Source organism: Halomonas sp. 7T, from assembly GCF_025643255.1.
Classification (GTDB): Bacteria; Pseudomonadota; Gammaproteobacteria; order Pseudomonadales; family Halomonadaceae; genus Vreelandella.
In genome coordinates this window covers 3,527,914-3,551,244 of sequence record NZ_CP087112.1, presented here as the reverse complement: position 1 = coordinate 3,551,244, position 23,331 = coordinate 3,527,914, and the positions used below count along the sequence as shown (strand labels likewise).

21 protein-coding genes are annotated in these 23,331 nt (G+C 54.3%); 13 read left to right on the top strand and 8 right to left on the bottom strand.

Features of this window, described 5'->3' with window-relative positions; all coding sequences use genetic code 11:
* Positions 1-162 precede the first annotated feature (162 nt).
* Positions 163-1,080 (top strand): LysR family transcriptional regulator, encoded by a 918-nt coding sequence (locus LOS15_RS16565; protein ID WP_263067166.1) that lies wholly within the window; start codon positions 163-165, stop codon positions 1,078-1,080.
* 91 nt (positions 1,081-1,171) lie between these two features.
* On the opposite strand, the gene LOS15_RS16560 is transcribed toward LOS15_RS16565, so the two are convergent.
* Positions 1,172-2,680 carry an NCS1 family nucleobase:cation symporter-1 gene (locus LOS15_RS16560; RefSeq protein ID WP_263067164.1) on the bottom strand — a complete coding sequence of 503 codons (1,509 nt, stop codon included), beginning with the start codon at positions 2,678-2,680 and terminating at the stop codon, positions 1,172-1,174.
* A gap of 624 nt (positions 2,681-3,304) precedes the next feature.
* Between LOS15_RS16560 and LOS15_RS16555 the strand changes: the two genes are divergently transcribed.
* Genes LOS15_RS16555 through preA form a run of 4 tightly spaced genes read left to right on the top strand, consistent with a single transcriptional unit; the run spans position 3,305 to position 8,394 of the window.
* Complete coding sequence (locus LOS15_RS16555) at positions 3,305-4,171, top strand: nitrilase-related carbon-nitrogen hydrolase (protein WP_263067162.1); 867 nt, start codon at positions 3,305-3,307, stop codon at positions 4,169-4,171.
* Positions 4,172-4,204: 33 nt separating this feature from the next.
* Complete coding sequence (gene hydA, locus LOS15_RS16550) at positions 4,205-5,644, top strand: dihydropyrimidinase (RefSeq protein WP_009100170.1); 1,440 nt, start codon at positions 4,205-4,207, stop codon at positions 5,642-5,644.
* A gap of 39 nt (positions 5,645-5,683) precedes the next feature.
* A complete protein-coding gene (locus LOS15_RS16545; RefSeq protein WP_263067159.1) occupies positions 5,684-7,063 on the top strand; it encodes an NAD(P)-dependent oxidoreductase in 1,380 nt (459 codons plus the stop codon).
* On the top strand, positions 7,060-8,394 hold the full coding sequence (gene preA, locus LOS15_RS16540) for an NAD-dependent dihydropyrimidine dehydrogenase subunit PreA (protein WP_263067158.1): 1,335 nt from the start codon (positions 7,060-7,062) through the stop codon (positions 8,392-8,394). The genes LOS15_RS16545 and preA overlap by 4 nt, the downstream gene beginning before the upstream one ends.
* A 105-nt stretch (positions 8,395-8,499) precedes the next feature.
* Here preA and LOS15_RS16535 read toward each other — a convergent pair whose 3' ends face one another.
* Positions 8,500-11,544, bottom strand: a complete 3,045-nt coding sequence (locus LOS15_RS16535) for an efflux RND transporter permease subunit (RefSeq protein WP_263067157.1) — start codon at positions 11,542-11,544, stop codon at positions 8,500-8,502.
* Between the two features lies 1 nt (position 11,545).
* Positions 11,546-12,643: an efflux RND transporter periplasmic adaptor subunit gene (locus LOS15_RS16530; protein ID WP_263067156.1), complete on the bottom strand. Its 1,098-nt coding sequence runs from the start codon at positions 12,641-12,643 to the stop codon at positions 11,546-11,548.
* Positions 12,644-12,790: 147 nt separating this feature from the next.
* Here LOS15_RS16530 and LOS15_RS16525 point away from each other — a divergent pair, with 147 nt between their 5' ends.
* Both LOS15_RS16525 and codA read left to right on the top strand, forming a co-directional pair.
* Positions 12,791-13,414 carry a TetR family transcriptional regulator gene (locus tag LOS15_RS16525; RefSeq protein ID WP_263067155.1) on the top strand — a complete coding sequence of 208 codons (624 nt, stop codon included), beginning with the start codon at positions 12,791-12,793 and terminating at the stop codon, positions 13,412-13,414.
* A gap of 79 nt (positions 13,415-13,493) precedes the next feature.
* Positions 13,494-14,741: a cytosine deaminase gene (gene codA / locus LOS15_RS16520; RefSeq protein WP_263067153.1), complete on the top strand. Its 1,248-nt coding sequence runs from the start codon at positions 13,494-13,496 to the stop codon at positions 14,739-14,741.
* A gap of 19 nt (positions 14,742-14,760) precedes the next feature.
* Here codA and LOS15_RS16515 read toward each other — a convergent pair whose 3' ends face one another.
* The gene (locus tag LOS15_RS16515; protein WP_263067152.1) at positions 14,761-15,210 is read right to left on the bottom strand and encodes a GNAT family N-acetyltransferase; all 450 of its coding nucleotides are present in this window, start codon (positions 15,208-15,210) and stop codon (positions 14,761-14,763) included.
* 230 nt (positions 15,211-15,440) lie between these two features.
* Here LOS15_RS16515 and pcsA point away from each other — a divergent pair, with 230 nt between their 5' ends.
* Complete coding sequence (gene pcsA, locus LOS15_RS16510; RefSeq protein WP_263067151.1) at positions 15,441-16,094, top strand: phosphatidylcholine synthase; 654 nt, start codon at positions 15,441-15,443, stop codon at positions 16,092-16,094.
* A 292-nt stretch (positions 16,095-16,386) separates the two neighbouring features.
* Here the strand turns inward: pcsA and LOS15_RS16505 are convergent, their stop codons facing one another.
* Entirely contained in the window at positions 16,387-16,938 is a 552-nt protein-coding gene (locus LOS15_RS16505) for a fasciclin domain-containing protein (RefSeq protein WP_263067150.1), read from the bottom strand.
* Positions 16,939-17,118: 180 nt separating this feature from the next.
* Here LOS15_RS16505 and LOS15_RS16500 point away from each other — a divergent pair, with 180 nt between their 5' ends.
* Positions 17,119-17,682, top strand: a complete 564-nt coding sequence (locus tag LOS15_RS16500; RefSeq protein ID WP_263067149.1) for an RNA polymerase sigma factor — start codon at positions 17,119-17,121, stop codon at positions 17,680-17,682.
* Positions 17,661-18,371 (top strand): anti-sigma factor domain-containing protein, encoded by a 711-nt coding sequence (locus LOS15_RS16495; protein WP_263067147.1) that lies wholly within the window; start codon positions 17,661-17,663, stop codon positions 18,369-18,371. Before LOS15_RS16500 ends, LOS15_RS16495 begins: the two co-directional genes overlap by 22 nt.
* Here the strand turns inward: LOS15_RS16495 and LOS15_RS16490 are convergent.
* The gene (locus LOS15_RS16490; RefSeq protein ID WP_263067145.1) at positions 18,361-19,800 is read right to left on the bottom strand and encodes a PLP-dependent aminotransferase family protein; all 1,440 of its coding nucleotides are present in this window, start codon (positions 19,798-19,800) and stop codon (positions 18,361-18,363) included. The genes LOS15_RS16495 and LOS15_RS16490 overlap by 11 nt on opposite strands.
* Before the next feature lie 214 nt (positions 19,801-20,014).
* Here LOS15_RS16490 and LOS15_RS16485 point away from each other — a divergent pair, with 214 nt between their 5' ends.
* The gene (locus tag LOS15_RS16485) at positions 20,015-20,215 is read left to right on the top strand and encodes a DUF1127 domain-containing protein (RefSeq protein ID WP_263067144.1); all 201 of its coding nucleotides are present in this window, start codon (positions 20,015-20,017) and stop codon (positions 20,213-20,215) included.
* Positions 20,202-21,077 carry a PhzF family phenazine biosynthesis protein gene (locus LOS15_RS16480; RefSeq protein ID WP_263067142.1) on the top strand — a complete coding sequence of 292 codons (876 nt, stop codon included), beginning with the start codon at positions 20,202-20,204 and terminating at the stop codon, positions 21,075-21,077. Before LOS15_RS16485 ends, LOS15_RS16480 begins: the two co-directional genes overlap by 14 nt.
* Here LOS15_RS16480 and LOS15_RS16475 read toward each other — a convergent pair.
* A complete protein-coding gene (locus LOS15_RS16475) occupies positions 21,062-22,030 on the bottom strand; it encodes a hypothetical protein (RefSeq protein WP_263067140.1) in 969 nt (322 codons plus the stop codon). The two genes, LOS15_RS16480 and LOS15_RS16475, sit on opposite strands and share 16 nt — an antisense overlap.
* Positions 22,031-22,157: 127 nt before the next feature.
* Between LOS15_RS16475 and LOS15_RS16470 the strand changes: the two genes are divergently transcribed.
* Entirely contained in the window at positions 22,158-22,616 is a 459-nt protein-coding gene (locus LOS15_RS16470) for an Lrp/AsnC family transcriptional regulator (RefSeq protein WP_263067138.1), read from the top strand.
* Positions 22,617-22,623: 7 nt separating this feature from the next.
* Here LOS15_RS16470 and LOS15_RS16465 read toward each other — a convergent pair whose 3' ends face one another.
* The gene (locus tag LOS15_RS16465) at positions 22,624-23,244 is read right to left on the bottom strand and encodes a TetR/AcrR family transcriptional regulator (protein WP_263067137.1); all 621 of its coding nucleotides are present in this window, start codon (positions 23,242-23,244) and stop codon (positions 22,624-22,626) included.
* Positions 23,245-23,331: the final 87 nt, after the last annotated feature.

Sequence of the window (23,331 nt, the reverse complement as noted above, 5' to 3'; positions counted from 1 at the left end):
AAACGCCATGTTTCGTACCAAGACGGTGGCGTATGCTATGGCGTTATAGTGTCAGTGTTATCGACAATTAGATTGGATATAAAATTGATTTACAACGTCATCGCGTTATTAGCGCACTATTTTTGTTTGGTAGCCCCCGACATTTAAGGATGGAACCACCACATGCCCACCCTAGGTCAAATGAGCGACTACGAAATACGTTTGGTACGCATCTTTAAAACGGTCGTCGAGTGCGGGGGCTTCACCGCCGCAGAAACCGCGTTAGGCATTAGCCGTTCAGCAATTAGCCAGCACATGAACGACTTGGAAGGGCGCTTAGGATTTTCACTCTGCCAACGCGGGCGCGGTGGCTTTAGCTTAACCGAAGAGGGCAAAGAAATTTATCAAGCAGGCCTGACGCTGCTCACGGCGCTGGAGACCTTTAAAAGCGACGTCAATGCGCTGCATCATAGCATCAAAGGCGAGCTAAATATCGGCATTACCGATAACTTGGTGACGCTGCCCGACATGCACGTTACCCATGCACTGGCTGAGCTGACGGCCCCCCATCACAGCGTCTCGGTCAATATTCACATGGAGCCTTCCGATGCGGTCATCCGGGGGGTAATGGATGGCCACTTACAGGTGGGCGTCGTCCCTGCGGTCAACCTACCGACCAGTTTGGAAACGCGCCTACTTTACGATGAGCCCTCCTATCTTTACTGCGCGGTTGGCCATCCCCTTTTTGACCAGGCCGACACGTCAATCAGCGATGCACAGCTTGCAACACTCCCCGCGATTACCCCGCGCTACCCACTCCCAAGCGCAGCGCGAAAAGCGCATGAGATGCTCACTCCTCAGGCATCAGCCTCTGACCGTGAAGGGGCTGCTTTTTTGATTCTTACCGGGCGTTTTATTGGCTTTCTGCCAGAGCACGTTGCTGCCCAGTGGGTGGCCGCTGGGAAGATGCGCGCGCTCCGCGCAGCCACTCAGTATTACCGTACCCCCTTTGTGTTAATCACCCGTTGTGATCGCCGCCCCAACCGGGTGGTCGATGCCTTTTTAAGCTTTCTCAAACATCCTGGCGAACACTCTTTATGAGTCAAAACACTAACGCCCGACCAGCGGCCGAGCGTTATGTTTATAAGTGGGCGCTAACCCGCATCGCCACTGCTTAGCAATTACCTAGCAACTACTTAACTGCTTCACTCCCGAGCGGCTCTGGCCCCACCTGAGGTGAGCTAGCCAATGCCTGGCTCGCTACATAGTACACAATGGCCCCTAATGCCGAACCTGTGAACCAACCGTAGTCATAAAACCAATTCATGGTGCCGGTTAGCAGCGACAGCAGCGTTAGCGCGACGGGCACACCAAACGCGATAAACCCTGCCATATTCACCGCTGGGTACGCATGGTTATCCATATAAAGACTAGGTACATCCAAGCGCTGCTTTTTAATCAAAAAGTAGTCCACCGCCATAATGCCCGCAATCGGCCCAAGCAGACTGGAGTAGCCCAGCAACCAGTTGGAGTACATCTGCTCTAAGGATACGCCTTGCGCAATGATTCCCGCTTTTTGCAGTAAGTCATATCCCATAAGCACCACACCAACCGCCCCGGTCATCAGCACACCGCGCGTCTGATTAATAAATTTAGGCGCTATGTTCTGAAAGTCATTCGTCGGTGACACAATATTCGAGGCCGTATTCGTGGAAATGGTGGCGATGATGATAAATAGCATGGCTAACACCACCCAGAAGGGACTGTCGATATAGCCGATCAGGCGCACGGGGTCAGCAACGGTTTGACCCACTAGCGTCTCGGAAGCTGCGGTGAGCACAACACCCAAAGAGGCAAAAAAGAACATTGTCAGCGGCAAGCCCATCACCTGGCCAACAATTTGATCTTTCTGGCTTTTCGCAAACCGGCTGAAGTCGGGAATATTCAGCGACAACGTAGCCCAGAAGCCCACCATGGCGGTTAAGCCCGCAAAGAAGTAACCATAAACCGACGCGCCTTCAGGGCGCGATGGCGGCTGAGCCAGCAGCTCTGTCATCGACATATGCGGCCATGCCCACACCATAAGCCCAATACCAACGGCCAACAGCAACGGCGCGGCAAGCGTTTCCAGCCATTTGATCGACTCAGCGCCACGAATTACCACATACAGATTCATCGCCCCAAAGACAAAAAAGCCGATGACTTCACCAACGCCACCCAAGGCCGCCCAGGCAGGAATCAATGCGGAGAGCAGCAGGTGGATCGCTAAGCCACCAAACATGGTTTGGATACCAAACCAGCCGCAGCCTACCAATGCCCGTACGAGACACGGCACGTTAGAGCCTAAAATACCAAACGATGAGCGGAGGACGACGGGAAAGGGAATACCAAATTTGGTGCCAGGAAAGGCGTTTAAGGTGAGCGGAATCAGCACGATGATATTGGCCAAGAGAATGGCAAATAGCGCCTCCCCTACGCTTAAGCCAAAATAGGCGGTGAGTACACCCCCCAGCGTATAGGTCGGTACACAGATCGACATCCCTACCCATAGCGCGCCAATGTTCCATTTACTCCAGGTACGCTCACTCGCTTTTGTGGGGGCAATATCCTCATTAAAGCGCGGGCTATCACGAACATCGTTTGCGACATCAAGTTCAATTAGCCCCTCTCTATCCACCATTTGGGAGGTTCGCTCAGTCATAGTGTTCTCCTCAGCAGTGCTGTTGCCCGTTGTATTCACGGTATCGCTATATGTGCAGCAATAAGCGTGCCTAAACCAGCCACTAAGCTATTAACTTATTGATCAAGAAGCTGACTTATCTGACAGACATACAGACACTGTTAGCGTGATTGTTATTATTCGCCTTATGGTTTTACAAACCACTAATTAGCGTAGTTCCTTGATAAAAATTCGCACCAAAACAATGCTTCAAAATCTCAAAAAAAATGCAAAAAACTTACCAATACATTGTTTTATATAATTAAAATAAAAACACCATTACAGTGCAGGCAGTCACCAATTTAGTAAAAAAAGCCATAAAAATTATAAAATATTTAACAAATCAAAGAGTTAAGGTAATTTCAAAAAAATCTTGAAATAGCACACCATAAAGGTCTATGTTCAAAAAGCTGTCGAATATGACAACTTTTATAAAACAACAACAATCGCTTCCACCTTATGCTTTACAAAAAGCAAAGGAGAGCACCACTGCACGCCACGCAGCCATCGTTTGAGAGGAGTTAATCCACAACTCCTCACATGACCGGAAACGAACCGACATGCGACCGCATGCGGTTGGCGCGTATGAGAAGAGAGGGCTGTAAGATGCAAAAAATGAAGATTGGCTTAATTCAGATGGGCCTTAAAACCACCACTGATTTAGAACCTGCCGCCATTCGCGACGCCATGAACGAAGCGCATTTGCCATTGGTTGAGCAGGCCGCCGAGCAAGGCGTGCAGGTGCTCTGTTTTCAAGAAGTGTTTAACCAACCCTATTTCTGCCCTAGCCAAGATGCAAAGTGGTACGCCGCCGCCGAGCGGGTGCCGGAAGGCCCCACCTGCCAAATGATGCAGAAGATGGCGGCCAAGCACCGCATGGTCATCATCGTGCCCATCTATGAAGAGACCGAGACCGGCGTTTACTACAACACCGCTGCGGTGTTTGATGCCGATGGCAGCTACCTCGGTAAATACCATAAAACCCACATTCCTCAAGTGGCGGGCTTTTGGGAAAAATTCTTCTTTAAGCCGGGCAAATCCAACTGGCCTGTGTTTGATACTGCCTACGGCAAAATCGGCGTCTACATCTGCTACGACCGTCACTTCCCCGAGGGCTGGCGAGCGCTGGCACTCAACGGTGCTGAAGTGATTTTCAACCCTTCCGCCACCGTGGCCGGTCTTTCCCAATACCTATGGGAGCTTGAACAGCCCGCCTCCGCCGCCGCCAACGGCTGCTTTATCGCCGCGATCAACCGCGTGGGTACTGAAGCGCCTTGGAACATCGGCGACTTCTACGGCTCCAGCTACATCGTTAACCCCCGCGGCAAAATCGAGGCCCAGGCCAGCGAAACCGAAGACGAGCTGCTGGTGCACGAGATCGACTTAGACATGGTGCGGGAAGTACGCAACAACTGGCAGTTCTTCCGCGACCGTCGCCCCGAGACCTACACCCGTCTCACCGACGGCGAATAAGCCCTCTCAGTCAACGTTACGCAGGAGCAAACCATGAGCCTATTGATCAAAGGCGGCACCGTCGTCACCCACGCTGATACCTACCGCGCCGATGTGCTGTGTGTTGACGGCAAAATCCACGCCATTGGCACCGACCTAGACATCCCTGAAGGCTGCGAAATTGTCGATGCCAGCGACCAGCTGGTCATGCCCGGCGGCATTGACCCCCACACCCATATGCAGATGCCGTTTATGGGCGCCGTCGCCAGCGAGGATTTCTACACCGGCACCGCCGCCGCGATGGCGGGCGGCACCACCACTATTATTGATTTTGTGATTCCAAGCCCCGGCCAGTCGCTGCTGGAAGCGTTTGAAACCTGGCAAGGCTGGGCAGAAAAAGCGGCCACCGATTTCGCTTTCCACGTAGCCATCACCTGGTGGGACGAGAGCGTTAAAGAGGAGATGGGTACGCTAGTGCGCGAACACGGCGTCAACAGCTTTAAGCACTTTATGGCCTACAAAGGCGCGATTATGGCCACCGATGACATTCTGGTGGAGAGCTTTTCGCGCTGCCTGGAACTGGGGGCCGTGCCCACCGTTCACGCGGAAAATGGCGAGCTGGTCTACCACATGCAGCAGAAGTTATTGGCCCAGGGCATTACCGGCCCGGAAGCCCACCCGCTTTCTCGCCCGCCCCAAGTGGAAGGCGAAGCCGCCAGCCGGGCCATTCGCATTGCCAGCACCTTAGGCGCGCCGGTCTACTTGGTGCACGTTTCTACTAAAGACGCCGTAGATGAAATCGCCTACGCCCGCCAACAGGGCCACCCGGTGTTTGGCGAATGCTTAGCGGGCCACTTGGTGATCGACGACAGCGTTTATCAGCACCCCGACTGGGCAACCGCCGCCGCTCACGTGATGAGCCCGCCCTTCCGCCCTAAAGGCCATCAAGAAGCGCTCTGGCACGGCCTGCAATCTGGCAACTTGCAAACCACCGCCACCGACCACTGCTGCTTCTGCGAAGAGCAAAAAGCCGCCGGTAAAGATGATTTCACCAAGATTCCTAACGGAACCGCAGGTGTTGAAGACCGTCTCGCCGTGCTCTGGGATGAAGGCGTGAACACCGGCAAGCTCTCGCCCCAGGAGTTTGTCGCTGTGACCTCCACCAATACCGCCAAAATTTTTAATCTCTACCCGCGCAAAGGCGCGATTCAAGTCGGCTCCGATGCGGATATTGTGGTCTGGGACCCGAACGGTACGCGGACGATTTCTGCCAAAACCCACCACCAGAACGTCGACTTCAATATCTTTGAGGGCAAAACGGTGCGCGGCATCGCCCGCCACACCATCAGCCAAGGCAAGTGGACATGGCGCGACGGCGAGCTACATGCCGAGCGCGGTGCAGGCCGCTATTTAGAGCGCCCCGCCTACCCCGGCGTATTTGAACTGCTCGCCAAACGCGCTGAGCTAAACGCGCCCGTCGCGGTAACACGCTAACTCGCCCTCACTAAAGTACAGAGCAATGGAGAAACGACCGTGACCCATTCACTTGATCATTTACCCAGCGCAAAAGAGGTCGGCACCTACGACCCAGCGGCGCTGAACGATAACTTTAGCGACCTGCATCCACCGCTGACACCGCGCCAAGCCATCATCGAAAGCCAGCGCTGCCTCTACTGCTATGATGCGCCCTGCATCGAGGCATGCCCGTCGGAAATCGACATTCCCAGTTTTATCCGCCAGATCAGCGAAAGCAACATCAACGGCGCGGCTGAAACCATTCTGGAAGCCAACATTCTGGGCGGCAGCTGTGCCCGCGTGTGCCCCACCGAAATCCTCTGCGAACGCAGCTGTGTGCGTAACCATGATGCCGAGTGTCAGCCGGTGCTCATCGGTTTATTACAGCGCCACGCCACCGACAACATGCAGTTTGAGGGCCACCCGTTCAAGCGCGCCGCCACCACTGGTCGCCATATTGCGGTTGTCGGTGCTGGGCCAGCGGGGCTCTCCTGCGCTCATCGCCTCGCCATGCTGGGCCACCAAGTGACAATATTTGAAGCCGAGCAAAAGCCCGGTGGCCTCAACGAATACGGCATTGCCCGCTACAAAATGACCGACGACTTCGCCCGTAAGGAAGTCGAGTTTTTGCTCGAAATCGGTGGCATCGACATCCAGTACGGCCAGCGTCTGGGCGATAACCTGACCCTCGACACCCTGCACCAGCAGTATGACAGCGTTTTCCTAGGCCTGGGTCTTGGTGCCAGCCGAGCGTTAGGGCTCACCGGGGAAGACGCCCCTGGCCTGATGCCGGCGGTGGACTACATCAAAGCCCTGCGCCAGGCCGATGACTTGGGCACTCTTGCGGTCGCTAAGCGCTGCATCGTGATTGGCGCAGGTAACACCGCGATTGATATGGCCACTCAAATGGCCCGTTTAGGCGCCAGCGAAGTAACGCTGGTTTACCGACGCGGTGTCGAAGCCATGTCCGCCACCGATCACGAACAAGAGATCGCCAAAGCCAACGGCGTGCGCATGGTCACCTGGGCACAGCCCGATGAGATTCTGCTGGACGCCCAAGGCCGCGTCGCCGGCATGCGTTTTGCCAACACCTCTGAGCAAGCCGGGCGCTTAGCACCCACGGGTGAGACGTTTGAGATTGCTGCGGATGCGATCTTCAAGGCCATTGGCCAGGGCTTTGACGCGGCTAGCCTGCATGATGCCACGGCGGCAGAACTCGCCCGCGACGGCGAACGCATTCACGTTAATGAGATGTTCCAAACCTCCATGCCCAACGTTTACGCCGGGGGCGACTGCGTTCAACCCGGCCAAGACCTCACCGTACAGGCCGTGCAGCACGGCAAACTGGCGGCCCACGCCATTCATCAAGCGCTTACCGCCAAGCAGGAGGCCGCATGAGCACCTTACCGTTTTCCCCACCCGGCAAGAAAAACAGCGGCGACAGCGTGGTTAATGGCGTCGATCTTTCGGTAAATTTTGCCGGCATCAAAGCCCCCAACCCGTTCTGGCTGGCCTCGGCCCCGCCAACGGATAAAGCCTATAACGTGGTGCGCGCCTATGAAGCGGGCTGGGGCGGCGTGGTATGGAAAACCCTTGGCGAAGAGCCACCGGCCGTCAATGTGTCATCACGCTACTCCGCCCACTACGGCAAGAACCGTGAAGTCATCGGTTTTAACAATATCGAGCTGATTACCGACCGCTCACTGGAGATCAATCTTAAAGAGATCACCCAGGTGAAGAAGGATTGGCCAGATCGCGCGCTGATCGTCTCCATCATGGTGCCCTGCAACGAGGAAGCCTGGGCGTATATCTTGCCGCTGGTGGAAGCTACCGGTGCGGATGGCATCGAGCTCAACCTAGGCTGCCCCCACGGCATGCCGGAGCGCGGCATGGGCGCGGCGGTGGGCCAAAACCCGGACCTGATCGAAAAAGTCACCTACTGGTGTAAAAAGCACTACTCCAAACCGGTGATTGTGAAACTCACCCCCAATATCACCGATATTCGTGTGGGTGCACAGGCGGCGCTGCGGGGAGGCGCGGATGCAGTCTCGCTGATCAACACCATCAACTCCATCACCAGCATTGACCTGGATAATATGGTCGCTATGCCTACCGTGGGTCACCAGAGCACCCACGGCGGCTACTGCGGCAGCGCCGTTAAGCCCATTGCGATGAATATGGTAGCGGAAATCGCCCGCGACCCAGCCACCGCAACGCTGCCTATTTCCGGCATCGGCGGCATTTCCACCTGGCGCGATGCGGCGGAGTTTATCTCCCTCGGTTCAGGCAGCGTGCAGGTGTGCACGGCGGCCATGCTCAACGGCTTTAGGATTGTAGAGGAGATGAAGGACGGCCTCTCCCGCTGGATGGCGGAGAAAGGCTACGATTCCATCGAAGCGTTCTCCCGCAAGGCGGTACCCCAAACCACCGACTGGAAACACCTGGATATCAACTTCAAGACTATTGCCCACATCGACCAGGATCTGTGCATTGAGTGCGGCCGCTGCTATATCGCCTGCGAGGATACCTCCCACCAGTCGATTGCCAAACTCACCGAGCAGGACGGCGCACGCCGTTACGAGGTAATCGAAGACGAGTGTGTTGGCTGCAACTTATGCCAAATCACCTGCCCAGTGGAAAACTGCATCACCATGGTGCCTCAAGAGACCGGCAAACCGTTCCTAGCCTGGGACAACGACCCACGCAACCCCTTCCGCGTGGCCTCGTAAACCCTTCACCACCCTCCACTATTCGATAATGACACCGCCCTCTTCAAAGAGGGCGGCTGTCATTATGCATTCAGCTAGTGTCACTCATGATCGGCAAATACTGCCTTAATCCTCATGAATCTTGATCTGATAAAGCACGCAGTAAATCACCGGCAGCACGATAAGGGTGAGCAGCGTGGCCACCCCGAGCCCACCAATCAGCGCGACGGCCATGCTGGCAAAGAAGGCATCACTAATCAGTGGAATCAGCCCCAGCATGGTGGTTAGCGCAGCCATGGAGACAGGGCGAACACGGCTAATGGCAGCGCGCACCACGGCATGATAACGGTCTTTGTGCTGCGGCAGCTGCACATTGATCTCCTCTACCAAAACGATGGCATTCTTAATCACCATCCCGATTAAGCTCAACGTACCCAGCAGCGCCATAAACGAGAAAGGCATCCCCGTTATCAGGAGCGCAGCCACAACACCGACAATGGTTAGCGGCACCAAAAACCAGATCGCCAGCGGCTGACGGAAGTTGTTAAACAGCACCACCGTGATAATAAACATCATCACCAAGCCAAGCGGCAGCGACGAAAACAGGCCGCTCTGCGCCTCACCGGCGGTCTCAAATTCACCGCCCCACTCAAGCCGGTAACCGGCCGGTAGCTCAAGCCCCTCTACCTGCGGCCGAACCTGAGCCAATACGCTCGCCGCTGTCACACCGCTGAGCGGATCAGGCTCGCCATATACCGCCAGCATGCGTTCACGGTCGCGGCGCATTATCAGCGGGTCAGCAACCAGGGTCGTTACATCGCGCATCACTTGATCCGCCGTAATGTAACGCCCCTGTTCAGCGCTCCATACGTTTAGCGACCCCAAGTTGTCGATATCATTACGCTGCTCCGGTATCGCTCTGGCAACAATCGGAATCAGGTCGCTGCCGTCACGATAGATCCCCACTTGGCTACCACTGGTGCTCAGCGCCAGTGTTGCTGCCAAATTCTCACGCGTAACGCCCAGGCGACGTGCGGTGTCTTCGGCAAAAATTGGCACCACGGCCTGAACACGATTGCGCCAGTTAGTGCGCACGCTGACCATATTGGATGTATCGTTAAACAGGGCTTCGACTTGCTCACCGAGCTGGCGCAATACAGCGGGGTCGCTGCCGTACAGCCTGGCTTCAATCTTGGCTTTCGGGGCAGGCCCCACTTCCAACGGGGCAATTTTATAATCGATATCGCTATGATCGCGCTCAAGTACCGCCTCGACATCCGCCATGCGCGCTTGCTGCGTCGCTTTGTTGTCGGTTTCGACAATGAGCTGCGAATAGCTGGCATAGCGGTCTTCCGGCGCATAGGTCAAGGTAAAGCGCTGGGCACCGCCGCCTATAACGGTGGTGAGATGGCGAACACCCTCCATGTCCATGACTACCCCCTCCAACTCAGCCACCCGCCGCTGGGTTTCCAGAATATCGGTGCCTTCCGGTGTGCGGTAATCGACAAAGAAGATGGGCGTATTCGAGGCAGGGAAAAAGGCATTCTTGACGGACCCAAAACCGAAAACCGCGCCTGCCAAGATAACCATCACCAGCCCAAGCGTTAGCCAACGCAGCCGGATACCCGCCACAATCACGCGGCTAAACACGCGGTACACAGCGCCTTTATAAGGGTCTTCGTCTTTGCTGCTGGGGGCCACATTGCGAAACAGCAGCTTGAAATAGAAAGGCGTTAACGTCAGTGCCGTCAGCCAGCTCAACAGCAGTGAATACAACAACACATAGAACAGCGAGCCAATAAACTCACCCGTGGTATCCGGCGACAATCCAATCGGTGCAAAGGCGGCCACCGCAATCAGCGTCGCGGCCAGTAGCGGCCATGCGTTTTGCCGCACCACCTGATGTGCCGATTCTCGTATGCTTTGGCCACGTTTTAGGCCCACCAGCATACCTTCCGTCACCACAATGGCATTATCGACCAGCATACCCAGCGCAATAATCAGCGCGCCCAGCGAGATTTTTTCCAACTGCAAGCCGTGAATGCGCATCAGCATAAAAGTGCCGATGATAGTGATCAGCAGAATAAAGCCCATCAGCAGGCCGCTGCGCCAGCCCATAAACAGCATGAGCACCACAATCACGATAGCAACCGCCTGAATCAGGCTGACGAGGAAACCGGAGACCGCCTCATCCACCACGCTCGGCTGGTCATAGACCACGTTAAGCTCCATGCCTAACGGGGTGCGCGCGTCTAACTCCTCAAGCCGCTGATCAAGGCGGGCGCCTACTTCGACCACGTTAACGCCGCTTTCAAACGAGATGCCCAGGGAAATAGCCGGGCGCCCCATATCGCGATAGAGCTGCTGGGGTTGCTCGGTCAAGCCACGGGATACCTCTGCGATATCGCTCAGCCTCACCAGCTCGCCGTTACCCTCACTAACAATTAATGCGCGCAAGTCGTCGATGTTGGCGGAACTACCTGAAGGCGTTATCCGGAAGCGCTGGCCACCCTGCTTCAGGTGCCCCGAGTCCACGACGGCATTCTGCGTATCAAGCAGCTGCTGAAGTGAGCTTAACGGAATGTTCAGCGCACGCAGTCGCTCTCGGTCAACCTCTATAAAAATGCGCTCTTCCCTTACGCCCGCCAGCGATACCTTTTCAACGCCATCTACCAGCGCAAGCTCACGCTTAAGAAACTCGGCATGGCCTTTTAAGTCCGGCATGGCGTAGCCGTCACCGGTCAGGTTAATCATCAGACCGAAGACATCGCCGAAATCATCGTTAACCCGTGACTGGCTGGCCCCTGGCGGCAGGGCCGCCTGAGCATCGCCTACTTTGCGGCGTAATGAATCCCACAGCTGTTGTAGCTCTTCGTTTTGCACCGTGCTTTGCAGCTCGACGGTGATCTGCGAAAAACCATCAGAACTTACCGAGCTGATGCGCTTAATCGCGGGCATTTCTTGAATAGCTTCTTCCAGTGTCGAGGTGACTTCCTGCTCCACCTCTTCTGGCGTAGCACCGGGGTACTGGGTGGTGACCAGCGCATTGCGGATGGTAAATTCAGGGAACTCAAGCTGCCCCATGCCGGTGAAAGCGAGCGACCCACCCACTAGCAGCACCACGGTCATTAAGTAACTAGCAGCCCGATGGCGTAGGAAGTAATCAACCATCTTATAGCCCCTGTTCCTTTTCCCATGGCGTTACCCGCATATCAGCACTGATGCGATGAGCGCCCGCTGCGACGACACGATCACCCGCGTCTAACTCGCCGCTTACCTCTAACCCCCTAGACGTTAAGCGCCCCACCTCGACGGGCACCGCTTCTAAACGATCAGGTGCCTGAAAACGCCACACCACCGCTTGCTCTGGGCTGTCACCACGGTAGCTAATCGCCTCGGGGGGCAAATGCCAGACAGCGCTCTCAGACGCGGGTAAAAGTTGGCCTAAATCAAGTCGCACGGTGGCGCTCATGCCATCGAGCAGCGTGATATCGTCGGGCTGCGGTAGCCGAAGTGTTACTTCATAAGCAAGGCTCTGGGCACTGGCCTGGGTGGTATAAGACGCGAGTTGCGCAAGGTAAGGTTTTTCGCTGTTGCCAAACCGCACCTCAAAGGCCATTGCCGTTTCAAACGGTGTCACCTCATCATTGCGTGGTATTTGCTGAACGATCTGCTGCGGCAAATGGAAGATCACATCAAGCTGACCCGGCTGCTGAATCACCGCCACGGTTTCCTGCACCTGAACAATCTGTCGGTTATTCACCGGCACCTGGGCAATCACGCCATCGTAAGGGGCACGTAGCTGGGTATTTTCTAGCTGCTCTTCAGCCTGTTCAAAGGTCGCCCGAGCGGCACGCAGCTCCGCCTCTGACTCATCAAACCGCGCCTGGCTAATCGCTCCGCGCTCTAGGGTATAACGCATGCGTTCGTGGGTTGCCCGCGCCAGCTCCAGGCGAGAACTGGCGCTATCTAACTCGCTACGCACGTTACGATCGTCAATACGCGCTATCAAGGTGCCTTCTGTCACCCGCTGGCCCGGGCTAACATTTAGCTCTAAAAGTTCACCCGCCATGCGAAACGAAAGATTGCTGCGCGTAGTGGCCTCTACACGCGCAGGAAACTGGCGCTGTAGTGAAGCACTCGATGCTTCCAGTGTGATCAGCTTCACCGGCCGAGGAGGAGGTTCATTCTGGCTTTCAGCATAAGCATCACCGGCTGTCAGCAGCAAGGCCAGCACTGCTGGAAGCAATCGAATCACAGGGTTACGCACAGCGGACTCCTCGGCGGTGTTATCAATACGCAGTCATGAGAATTTTAACTGACATTCATGAATGTCAGTTAAAATGTATACTAATCGCCTCGTGGCGACTTTGCCATTCAGTAATGCCAATATATGGGCACTTTTTTAGGAGCTACTATGTCACGCCGCAAAGCTGAGGCTGAACGCACCCGCGAGTCCATTCTTGATGCTGCAGAAACCCAGTTTCTCGCTCAAGGCGTGTCGCGCACCACCTTGGCCCACATTGCCACAGCGGCTGGCGTTACCCGCGGTGCGATTTACTGGCATTTTGAGGATAAAGCGGCGGTATTCGATGCTCTGCTAGAACGTGTTCGCGTGCCGCTCGATGAAATTGTTGACGAGGCGGTGCTCCGTTTAGGCCACGCTCCCACCCAGTGCTTACAAGGAATAGCCCTAAGCGCGCTCAGCGCTATCTGCTATAACGTACCCCTACAACGTGCCGCGACCATTGTGCTACACCGCTGCGAAAAATTAGACGATGACCATCCCCGTATGAGTATGATTACTCAGCTGTCAGAGCATTCAAAAGCGCGAGTAGAGCAGTTGTTTGAGCAGGCGAAGTTAAACGGGCAGTTACGCCAGGGGCTTAGCCCTGCCAGTGCCCGGCTTCAATTTCATGGCTTTTTAATCGGCATTTGCTTTGAATGGCTACAAGACCCGCAGCAATTTTCATTGGCAGATGAGTACGAGAGCATGGTCACAACGTTAATGCGGGGGCTGTTGGTGGAAAGCACGCGCTAAGTGCTAAAGGTCGTTAAGCGTGGCACACCGGCTGCTTCCATCACTAGACGATTGCTATTCACTTGATGAGGGAGCACACATGCAGATCATTAACGCCCGTCTTCGCCAGCGCCCTGAGCTTTACCGACTTGAGATTGAGAGCGGCACCTTCTCCGCGATCACGGCTCAGGACGCGCCGCAAACGGCGGGGGAAGGGCAAATTGATGCAGGCGGTAAGCTACTTTGCGCGCCGTTTATTGAGCCACATATTCACCTGGATGCCGCGCTAACCGCAGGCGAGCCCAGCTGTAACCAAAGCGGCACACTGTTTGAAGGCATTGAGCGCTGGGGCGAGCGTAAACCTATGCTCACCGAAGCAGACATTCGCGAGCGCGCGCTAAAAACGCTTAACTTATTGATCGGCAACGGCGTGCAATGTGTACGTACCCACGCCGACACCAGCGATCCCAGCTTAATCGGCATTAAAACCCTATGCGCCTTACGCGATGAATTAAAAGACAAGATTGAGCTTCAGGTAGTCGCTTTTCCCCAAGATGGCCTGCTTTCCTATCCAGGCGGCGATAAGCTGCTGGAAGAAGCGCTGGAGATCGGCGCAGATGTTGTCGGCGGCATTCCCCACTTTGAATACACTCGCGAGCTAGGGGTGGCTTCCATGAAGCGAGTGATTGAGCTAGCCATCAAGTATGACCGTTTGGTGGATGTGCATTGCGATGAAATCGACGACCCCAACTCACGCTTTCTTGAAGTGTTGGCCTGCGAAGCGCTGTTTAATGATCTGGGCGGCCGCGTAACCGCCAGCCACACCACAGCCATGCACTCTTACGATAACGCCTACTGCTCTAAGCTGTTTCTGCTGCTCAAGCGTTCGGGCATCAACTTTGTCTCCTGCCCTACCGAAAGCATTCACCTACAGGGGCGCTTTGACACTTACCCAAAACGGCGTGGCCTTACCCGCGTAAAAGAACTAAACGAAGCAGGTATTAACGTCTGCTTTGCCGAGGACTCCATCTTCGACCCCTGGTACTCGCTCGGTAACGGCAAGCTACTGCGAACGCTGGATTTTGGACTGCACATCTGCCAAATGATGGGTTATCAGGACTTTAGCCAAGCGCTTTCTCTGATTACTGATAACAGCGCCCGCACGCTGAATATCGAAGCACGTTATGGCATCGAGGTTGGCAAGCCCGCCAGCTTCAACCTACTTGATGGCGAAGATGATTACAGCGTGCTGCGCAACCAGGGTGAGGTGCTGCTTTCCGTACGCCAGGGCGAGATCATCATGCAGCGCGAGCCGGCCAAGATCGTCACCCCTCAGTGGCTTGGCTGAACAGGCAGATAACACCCGCTTATGTCACATCCAGCAGATAGCCATAAAACGCGGTATTTCGCTGCCAGCCCAATGACTCATAAAGTCGCTGCGCGCGCTCGTTTTCTACTTGCGTCATGAGCATTAAACGCGCGACGCCATGCTCACGAGCCAGATGGGTGGCAGCGTCCATCAGCGCCCTACCCGTGCCTTGCTCGCGACACGCTGGCAACACGAACAGGTCATTTAGCGTCCAACGGGCATTCAAGCCCACCGTGGATACCCCAGGATAAAGCTGCACAAAACCAGTGAGATGACCGTCGCTATTTTCGCTAACTAAAATACGCGAGTCCGCCTGCCCAAAACGCTGACGCAAGAAGTCCCGCACTGCGTCGATGTCACTTGGCTGATGATAGAACTGCCGATAGCCATCCAGCAGTTCGGTTAAAGCATCGAGATCATGAATCGTGGCAGAGCGGACATGGGTCATGCGCTGACTCTCCTGTTTTTGTACTAACTTACCGCGACAATGTTTTGACGCGGTACTTAGTAGCTGCACCGTGTATTTCCTGACGATTTAACTATAGTAGTGTATCGTCTTTTAAACGCTTATTAATCCATCTAACAGCAAGGGGACGACGCGTTCCCACTGGGGTTACCGTGGTCCAATCGCTCTCTTCGCATACCGAATCCCGCGCCTCAATATATAAGGCGTGGAGCGTGCATATCTTTACCGCCAGCGGCGTACTGCTTGGCACGATGGCACTGCTCGCGCTGGTTGATAATAACCCGGTAGCCTGCCTTCTCTGGCTAGGGGCGGCGATGATGATCGACGGGATTGATGGCACCCTGGCACGCAAATATGAGGTGAAGTCCGTACTGCCCCACTTCGATGGGTCGACGCTGGATATGGTGATTGATTACCTCACCTGGGCGTTTATTCCCGCTCTGTTTATTTACTACTTCATTGAGTTGCCACCCTATTTAGGGCTGATCTCCGTCTTTATTATTCTTCTATCGTCGATGTTCTGCTTCTGCAACGTCGATATGAAAAGCCAGGATAATTACTTTGTTGGCTTTCCTGCTGCTTGGAACATTGCCGCAGCCTATTTTTATATTCTCGATTTCCCCCCCTTCATCACGTTTGCCGCGATCCTCGTCCTGGCGGTGCTGACCGTGACCAAAATGAAGTTTCTGCATCCGTTTCGCGTGCGCCTGTTTATGCCGCTCAATATCGCCGTCACGCTGTTGTGGTGTGTGTGCACGACCGCGTTAATTCTCTCAAGCCCTGATTATACCGCCTGGGCGCTGTGGGGCGTAGGCTTGACCTCTGTTTACTTCGCGGGAATGTGCGTTTGGCGAACCGCACAATAATGGCGTTAAAAAACTTATTAAATCAATGGCTTGATCTTATTTTCGCGTACCTAGCTTTAGATAGTGATGGGCTTGAATAATCTTGGGTCATTAGTTCGCGGATTACTTCTATCGTACGTTGAAAGGCACGGTGATTACTTAGGGGCATATTCAGTCCCTATGCCATCGCGTCTAATGCTGCCCGTCAGCATCTGCAGCGGATTTTGTAGACAAAAACTGCCACTTTGTTTTCAAAGCGGCAGCTTTAACAACAACTTAGCCAACTAGCGGGCTAAGGCTTATACAGCAGAGTTTATGGCAGCAGTACGCTATCTATCACGTGAATAACGCCATTCGACTGCGCCACATCCACCACTGTAATGTTGGCACTATTGCCTTGGGCATCCATGACCATCAGATTGTTGCCGTTACGCATCACCGTTAGATGCCCACCTTGTACGGTTTTAAAGGCTACCGTACCGTCATTTTCCATGACCTGCTCCAACAACACATCGCGTGTCAGATTGCCGGGCACCACGTGGTAGGTTAGGACAGTTTGCAACTGCTCCTGATTCTCTGGCATCAATAACGTATCTACTGTGCCTTCAGGCAATTTAGCAAAAGCCGCATCCACCGGGGCAAAGACAGTAAAAGGACCCTCGCCCTGCAAAACATTCACGAGATCTGCTGCCTGCACCGCCGCTACTAGCGTTGCATGGTCACCAGAATTGACAGCATTTTCAATGATATTACGCTCTGGCAACATATTTGCACCGCCGACCATGGTCGGGCCGTGAGCGGCAAACGCAGTACCTGTCCAAAGAGCAGCGGCACAAAGGCTGGCAGCCAAAAGTTTGAGTTTCATTGGGGCATCTCCTGGTTATCGTTAAAATGGCTCAACAATGTAAGCTCATTCATACATACGCACTGTCGCGCCCAGTGGATGCATTATTGTGTGATTTTTTTTGGTGCTCATTCTCTCTATTGCCTTCAACGCCACACTCACCAAGACTGACGTACCGCTTTAACGCGCAGAGATGCCTGAATGACCGACCCCACACAACAACAGCAGTATCTTATTGAACAACTCAATAACTGTGCCCAAGGTGATAGGCGAGCTTTTGAGCGTCTCTATCGAGCCTCCTGTGCGCATCTATATGCCCAGTTGCTGCGTATAGTAAGAGATGAGAGGGCTGCACAAGACTGTCTTCAGCATGTGTTTATAAGAGTGTGGCACGTTGCTGACCAGTATGACGCCACGAAGGCTAAACCCATGACCTGGCTATCTACACTGGCCAGAAATATCGGCATTGATTGGATACGGCGCCAAAAGCCACAAGACTCAACAGCAGATGAACCGCTATTAGAGGCGCTGCTCAGTAATGACGACCCTGAGGACGACAGTATTAACGCCCAACAGCATGGCAAACTGCAAACCTGTTTAAATACGCTCAGCAGCCATCAACGACAGTTAATGGAAATGGCCTTTTTCCAGGGGCTGACACACAGTGAACTCGCCCACACGCTTACCCAGCCGCTGGGGAGCGTGAAAAGCTTGATTCGACGCGGACTTGAGAGGTTAAAGGCATGCCTGACCAGTGGGATTTAGCCAGCTCTGAGGAGCGTCATCTTGCGGCTGGAGAGTATGTGTTAGGGGTACTTGATAGCGAACAAAAAGTGCGCTTTGAAGCTCTTCTGGCCGTCAGCCATGATCTGCAAAATGATGTCGATGCTTGGCGAGAGCACCTACAAATACTGAACGAGCAGCTTGATCCTAAGTCACCACCCAAACAGGTATGGCAAGGTGTCAAACAAGCAACGGGGGCATTTACTCTTCCCTGGTGGCAACGCTTGGGTACTTGGCAAGCCATGACCGCCAGCTTTGGCGCAATGGCTCTGGCATTGGGCCTTCTTTGGCAACAAGCAGAGCTCACTACGCTTCCTTCAGGAGAGGCCGTCTTTGTCGTGCAGGATGAATCACGCACACCCAGTTGGATTATCAGCGCAACTGAGCAGGGTGAATTGATTGTACAGACGATTCAACCCTCCCAAGTTGGCCAGAATCAGACGGGCGAGCTATGGCTAATTGCCGATGGCACGCCTGTTTCACTGGGTCTACTACCGTCGCAAGGTAACCAACGCTTACTGCCTAGCGATGCGTTACGCAACCAATTATTCAATGCTGATTTAGCCGTTAGCGTTGAGCCTCAAGGCGGCGCACCAGCAGGACAGCCGACTGGCCCTATTATCGACCATGGCCGCCTGACGCCGGTAAGGGGCAGCACGTTCAATTTGTAGCACTGGCCCTTTGTGTTCTCTCCACCATCTCCTTGGCTAGCTCACCCACCGTGCGCACCGCCTCTTCCATCGCTGGCGTTAAGGTAAACGCATAGTTCAACCGCAGGCACTGGCGAAACTTCCCGGACGCAGAGAACAGCGACCCCGGCGCCACATGGATAGCGTGCTGCGCTAAGCGCTCGTTAAGGCGCACGCAGTCGACATCTGCAGGTAGCTCTACCCAGAGTAAAAAGCCCCCTTGCGGATAGCTAATGCCTGACCCTTTTGGAAAATAGCGCTGCACCCAACTGATCATCACATCCCGCTGGCGCTGATACTGGCGCGAAACAGCGCGTAGATGACGCTCAAAATGGCCCTTGGCGACAAACTCCGCCACGGCCAATTGCGGCAACGTGGCGGAAGCGCCGGTGGAGACGTACTTCATATGCAGTGCCTTTTCCCGGTAGCAGCCAGGGGCCAGCCAGCCCACGCGCAAGCCAGGTCCCAAGGTTTTCGAGAAACCGCTACACAGCAGTACGCGCCCATCGGTATCAAAGGATTTTATCGTGAGCGGCCTGGGTTGGGTGTAGGTCAAATCCCCATAAATATCATCTTCAATAATGGCCACATCAAACCGTTGGGCAAGCTGATAGAGCGCCCGCTTACGCGCTTCCGGCATGGTATAGCCCAAGGGGTTGTTATAGGTGGGCGTTACCTGAATAGCACGAATAGGCCACTGCTCTAGCGCCAGTTCTAACGCTTCCAGGCTGATGCCGGTTTGCGGGTCGGTGGGAATCTCCAGCGCCTTTAAACCGTTGGCTTTCAGAATCTGCATGGTGCCGTAGAAGCTGGGCGAATCTACCGCCACCACATCGCCAGGTTGGGTGAGCGTACGCAGTGCAATGGAGAGCGCTTCCTGGCAGCCGGTGGTAATCAGCACATCATCCGGGTGCAGCAGGCAACCAGACGCCACCGCCAAGCGCGCCACCTGTTGGCGCAGTTCAGGGCTGCCGCTGAGTTTGTCGTAGTTGAAGCCGTGCAGATCGTTACTACGGTGCAGCCCGGCAAGGATTTTCGACAGCGGCTTTAACGATGCCACCTCAAGATTGGGCACGCCGCGCCCCAGCAGCAGCCGTTTATCGTCTCGTTGGGTAGCGACGAGCTCCAGCACTTGGTCCCACTGGGAGACATCCAGCGGGCACTGGGCAGGCCTGGAGACAGAAGGCAGAACAGAGGGAATACGGCAAGGCAGCACAAAGTAGCCCGACTTTGGCCGCGACTCAATCAGCGCGGCGTCCATGAGCTGGCGGTAAGCTTCTTGCGCCGTTGAGATACTCACCTTCAGCTCTTGGCAGACCGCGCGAATGGAAGGTAGCCGGTCGCCCACGCGATAAATCCCGTGCTCAATCCGCTCCCGCAAAATGCCAGCAACTTCCTCGTAACGCGTCATTCCCCTGCCTCCTGTTGCTTAAAGACGGTCTTCAAAACGATCTACAATACAGTTTTAAAGAAAAGCTCCCAAACAATACAGATTACTTCACTAGCACGCATACAGAGGTATAACACAGGCCATCTGTATCTTTAAAATAGAAAAGTCTATATCTGTATTGCTTAAGCACGGCTGCGTAATCTGGATGAGCACACCGCCACCAAGGAGAGCCGCCATGCCACGCTTCAGCCTCACCCAGTTTCGCTGTCAATTACGTCAATTCCATCAACGCCGTCGCAGCCGCCTTCAGTTATTAACCCTCGATGACCGACTGTTGGAAGATATCGGTATTACCCGCGCTCAAGCACGCAAAGAGGGTCATAAACCGTTTTGGAAGCACTCGTTATTCAAAAGAGGCCCATATGAAAACTGCTGAGTATTACCTATTGGATGTGTTTACCGATAAGCCTTTTTCGGGCAATCAGTTGGCGGTTTTTTTAAATACCGATGGGCTTGAAACCAGCACCATGCAGGCAATTGCCAATGAGCTTAACTTGGCTGAAACGGTATTTTTAGGCGCGGCGACAAAGGCTAATCACTACCCTATGCGGATTTTCACACCGACGACTGAGCTGCCATTTGCTGGCCACCCCACCGTAGGCACCGCGCATCTACTGGCAGAGTTAAGCCTCGTCAACCGCGAGCAAGGCATTGTGCTACAGCCACCTGTCGGCGAATTAGCGGTTAATTATAAAAAAGAGGGAGCAGCGTTTAAGACCGCCCAGCCCGTCATGATCATGAGCAGCACAATTGATCGCCTTACTGCCGTTGAACTTCTGGGGCTGGACATTCACCAAGTCATTGGCGATCCCATCATTGCCTCTTTCGGGCTGCCCTTTCATCTTATTGAGCTAGCGGACCTAGCAGCCCTGGAGCAGATTCAAATCGCCGGTGCAGTATGGACCGATGCTGTTACACCCAGCAGCGCTGGACAGATATACCTGTACGTGGTGGAGCAACGCGATAACGAAGAGACGATTGTACGGAGCCGTATGTTCTGCATGCACGCCAGTCTCTGCGAAGACCCCGCCACTGGCAGCGCTGCAGCAGCGTTAACCGGCTATTTAGCGTCACTCAACCCCGATCCCCTGCACTGTAAGATTCACCAAGGTGTTGAAATGGGGCGACCCAGTGTCATCCACACCACCGCCAATGGTGAGATTAAGTCTGGCTATGTCAATGTGGGCGGTAAGGCAATCATCGTGGGTAGGGGTAAATTTAATCATCTGGGTCGATGATGAGGTGATTTATTCTTCACCGTAGCTTTGGGCCAACGGGCAATTATCGCGGTGACAATAACCGCAAAGAGGAACCGCGCCCATAAGATGCCCGTTATATCGGCTCCAAGCATTAAGATCAGCAGCGTATCTTCTATAACGCTATGGCAGAGACCGAGAAAACAAAGTGCTAACGTGCTGTCGCGCTTGCTTAGCACTCCATTTTTCACGTCACGAATCAGCAGCCCTGCGCCATAGCTTAACCCCAGCGTGAAACCAATGACCGTCACATTCGCTGCCGAACGGCCAATGCCTAGTAGCTGGAGCAAGGGTAGCAAGCCAAGATGAATCCAACGCTCTAGACCCAGCCTTTTTAAAAGTTTTAAGAGCACAATCAGCGCTAAAATAATCACAAAAATAAGCGCTAACGTTTCCAACTGTGCCAACGCCCAGCTGCTGAGCGTTGGTGCTGGTGAAAAACTTGGCTGCCATACCAAGTCAACGGGTGCTTGCAACAAACCAAAATACGAATAGAAGCAGTGTAGCAGCCAAGCAAGCAGTAAAGCCCCACCCACACGCAGAACCAGCGTGCCCCACCAAGGTACGCCAGCGCGCTTGGCTACTGCTCCCTCAACGGGAAGCGAATGCCCTACCAGCATCAATGCCCCTAGTACCGTTACCTGCTCAACACTTAAAGGCGTTTCCCCGGCGACTTGGAAAAATACCGCAATGGCGGTGTACAAATTGGTGAAGAGCGCCGCCGCCCACACAACGCCCATTTGTTCAGGCAACCCGAGTATGTTCATTAAAGGGGCTAACACCGCCCCCAACCATTCGATCATACCGAGCAGCTCTAACCCTTTGACGATGAGCAAAACAGGTATCAGGATTTTGAGTAACGTCACATACACGCGCAGTGCGTCTTGCAACACGCAACTTACCCCAGCTAACCACTGGTAGGTTTTCGTCCGCATTAGAGCCCTCCATTGCCATCGTTTGAACAAACGCTATGATAATGGGAGCACCGCAGAACCTTCTTTCCAATACAGCCCTAACAATCACTATTCGTTCTTTATACGAACTGAAAGAGCATTTTATTTCATGGACGCCATTGATCGACGAATTCTTGACCAACTTCAGCGCGATTCCAGCCTGACCAATCAAGCATTAGCAGATGAGATAGGGCTTTCACCCTCTGCCTGTTTAAAGCGAGTTAATCGATTGCGCGATGCTGGAATCATTGCGCGCGAGGTTGCGCTACTCAACCCTGACGCCCTAGGCCAGTGCCTTCATATGGTGGTGGAAGTCACCATGGAGCGGGATAACAAGTTGCTCTACCAGCGGTTCTTGACGTCAGCGGTCAACGCCCCTGAAGTGAAGCAGTGCTATCAAGTAACGGGTGAGTGTGATTTTGTGTTGATCGTGGCCGTCGCTAACCTAGATGAGTACGACCGCTTTTGCGACAGCGTGCTCTATGCCCACGACAACCTCCGCAAGTTCCGCACGTTACTGTCACGAAAGCGGCATAAGTTCGATACGTCTGTGCAGCTAAGTCGTTGAGTACTGCTCACGCCGTCAGCCCAATGCCTCGCAAAATCACCGAGGTCACCGACTGCACGGCTTTTTCAAACTGTAGATCATTCAGTGGCTTGTCGTCATTCAGCAGTGCAATTTGGTAGTCGAAGTCGGCGTAGTGCTGGGTGGAGGCCCAGATCATGTAAAGCAGATAAGACGGCTCGACGGGCGTAATCTGCCCGGAATCGATCCATTCGCGGATTTTCGACTCTTTCAGCTTGGCCCATTCATAGAGGTTATCGCGCAGCCGCTCCTTGAGAATCGGCGCACCCTGCATCACTTCTGCGGCCCAAATTTTGGAGCCGTGGGCGCGGTAGCGGGAGTGATTCATCTTGGCGCGAATGTAGGTGGAGAGTACCACCCGGGGGTCGTCATACAGCTCAAAGCAGAGCGCGTCTTGCTTCCACACTTCTAACAGCGCCAGCAGCACTTCTTGGTAAAGCGCTTTTTTGGTCGCGAAGTAGTAGTGCACGTTGGACTTCGGCAGATCGGCTAACTGGGCAATCTCCCCCATGGAGGCACCGGCGTAGCCTTTCTCGGCAAATAGCTGCTCTGCTGCCTGCAGAATCTTTTTGACGTTGGTTTGCCGAATCTCATCCTGTGTTCTCGCCACGCTGTTATCCCTTTGCGACCCTAACGGCTAAAAATTACGCACAAAAAAATGCACCACCGCCCAACAATAGTGCAGGCGGTGGTGCAG

What these genes read in the sequence shown, in the direction of transcription:
- LOS15_RS16480 (WP_263067142.1), top strand. Translation starts at nt 20,202, where the DNA reads ATGAAAACTGCTGAGTATTACCTATTGGATGTGTTTACCGATAAGCCT.
- LOS15_RS16535 (WP_263067157.1), bottom strand. Translation starts at nt 11,544, where the DNA reads ATGGTTGATTACTTCCTACGCCATCGGGCTGCTAGTTACTTAATGACC.
- LOS15_RS16470 (WP_263067138.1), top strand. Translation starts at nt 22,158, where the DNA reads ATGGACGCCATTGATCGACGAATTCTTGACCAACTTCAGCGCGATTCC.
- LOS15_RS16525 (WP_263067155.1), top strand. Translation starts at nt 12,791, where the DNA reads ATGTCACGCCGCAAAGCTGAGGCTGAACGCACCCGCGAGTCCATTCTT.
- LOS15_RS16515 (WP_263067152.1), bottom strand. Translation starts at nt 15,210, where the DNA reads ATGACCCATGTCCGCTCTGCCACGATTCATGATCTCGATGCTTTAACC.
- preA (WP_263067158.1), top strand. Translation starts at nt 7,060, where the DNA reads ATGAGCACCTTACCGTTTTCCCCACCCGGCAAGAAAAACAGCGGCGAC.
- LOS15_RS16490 (WP_263067145.1), bottom strand. Translation starts at nt 19,800, where the DNA reads ATGACGCGTTACGAGGAAGTTGCTGGCATTTTGCGGGAGCGGATTGAG.
- LOS15_RS16560 (WP_263067164.1), bottom strand. Translation starts at nt 2,680, where the DNA reads ATGACTGAGCGAACCTCCCAAATGGTGGATAGAGAGGGGCTAATTGAA.
- LOS15_RS16495 (WP_263067147.1), top strand. Translation starts at nt 17,661, where the DNA reads ATGCCTGACCAGTGGGATTTAGCCAGCTCTGAGGAGCGTCATCTTGCG.
- codA (WP_263067153.1), top strand. Translation starts at nt 13,494, where the DNA reads ATGCAGATCATTAACGCCCGTCTTCGCCAGCGCCCTGAGCTTTACCGA.
- LOS15_RS16485 (WP_263067144.1), top strand. Translation starts at nt 20,015, where the DNA reads ATGCCACGCTTCAGCCTCACCCAGTTTCGCTGTCAATTACGTCAATTC.
- LOS15_RS16565 (WP_263067166.1), top strand. Translation starts at nt 163, where the DNA reads ATGCCCACCCTAGGTCAAATGAGCGACTACGAAATACGTTTGGTACGC.
- LOS15_RS16500 (WP_263067149.1), top strand. Translation starts at nt 17,119, where the DNA reads ATGACCGACCCCACACAACAACAGCAGTATCTTATTGAACAACTCAAT.
- LOS15_RS16555 (WP_263067162.1), top strand. Translation starts at nt 3,305, where the DNA reads ATGCAAAAAATGAAGATTGGCTTAATTCAGATGGGCCTTAAAACCACC.
- LOS15_RS16505 (WP_263067150.1), bottom strand. Translation starts at nt 16,938, where the DNA reads ATGAAACTCAAACTTTTGGCTGCCAGCCTTTGTGCCGCTGCTCTTTGG.
- LOS15_RS16475 (WP_263067140.1), bottom strand. Translation starts at nt 22,030, where the DNA reads ATGCGGACGAAAACCTACCAGTGGTTAGCTGGGGTAAGTTGCGTGTTG.
- hydA (WP_009100170.1), top strand. Translation starts at nt 4,205, where the DNA reads ATGAGCCTATTGATCAAAGGCGGCACCGTCGTCACCCACGCTGATACC.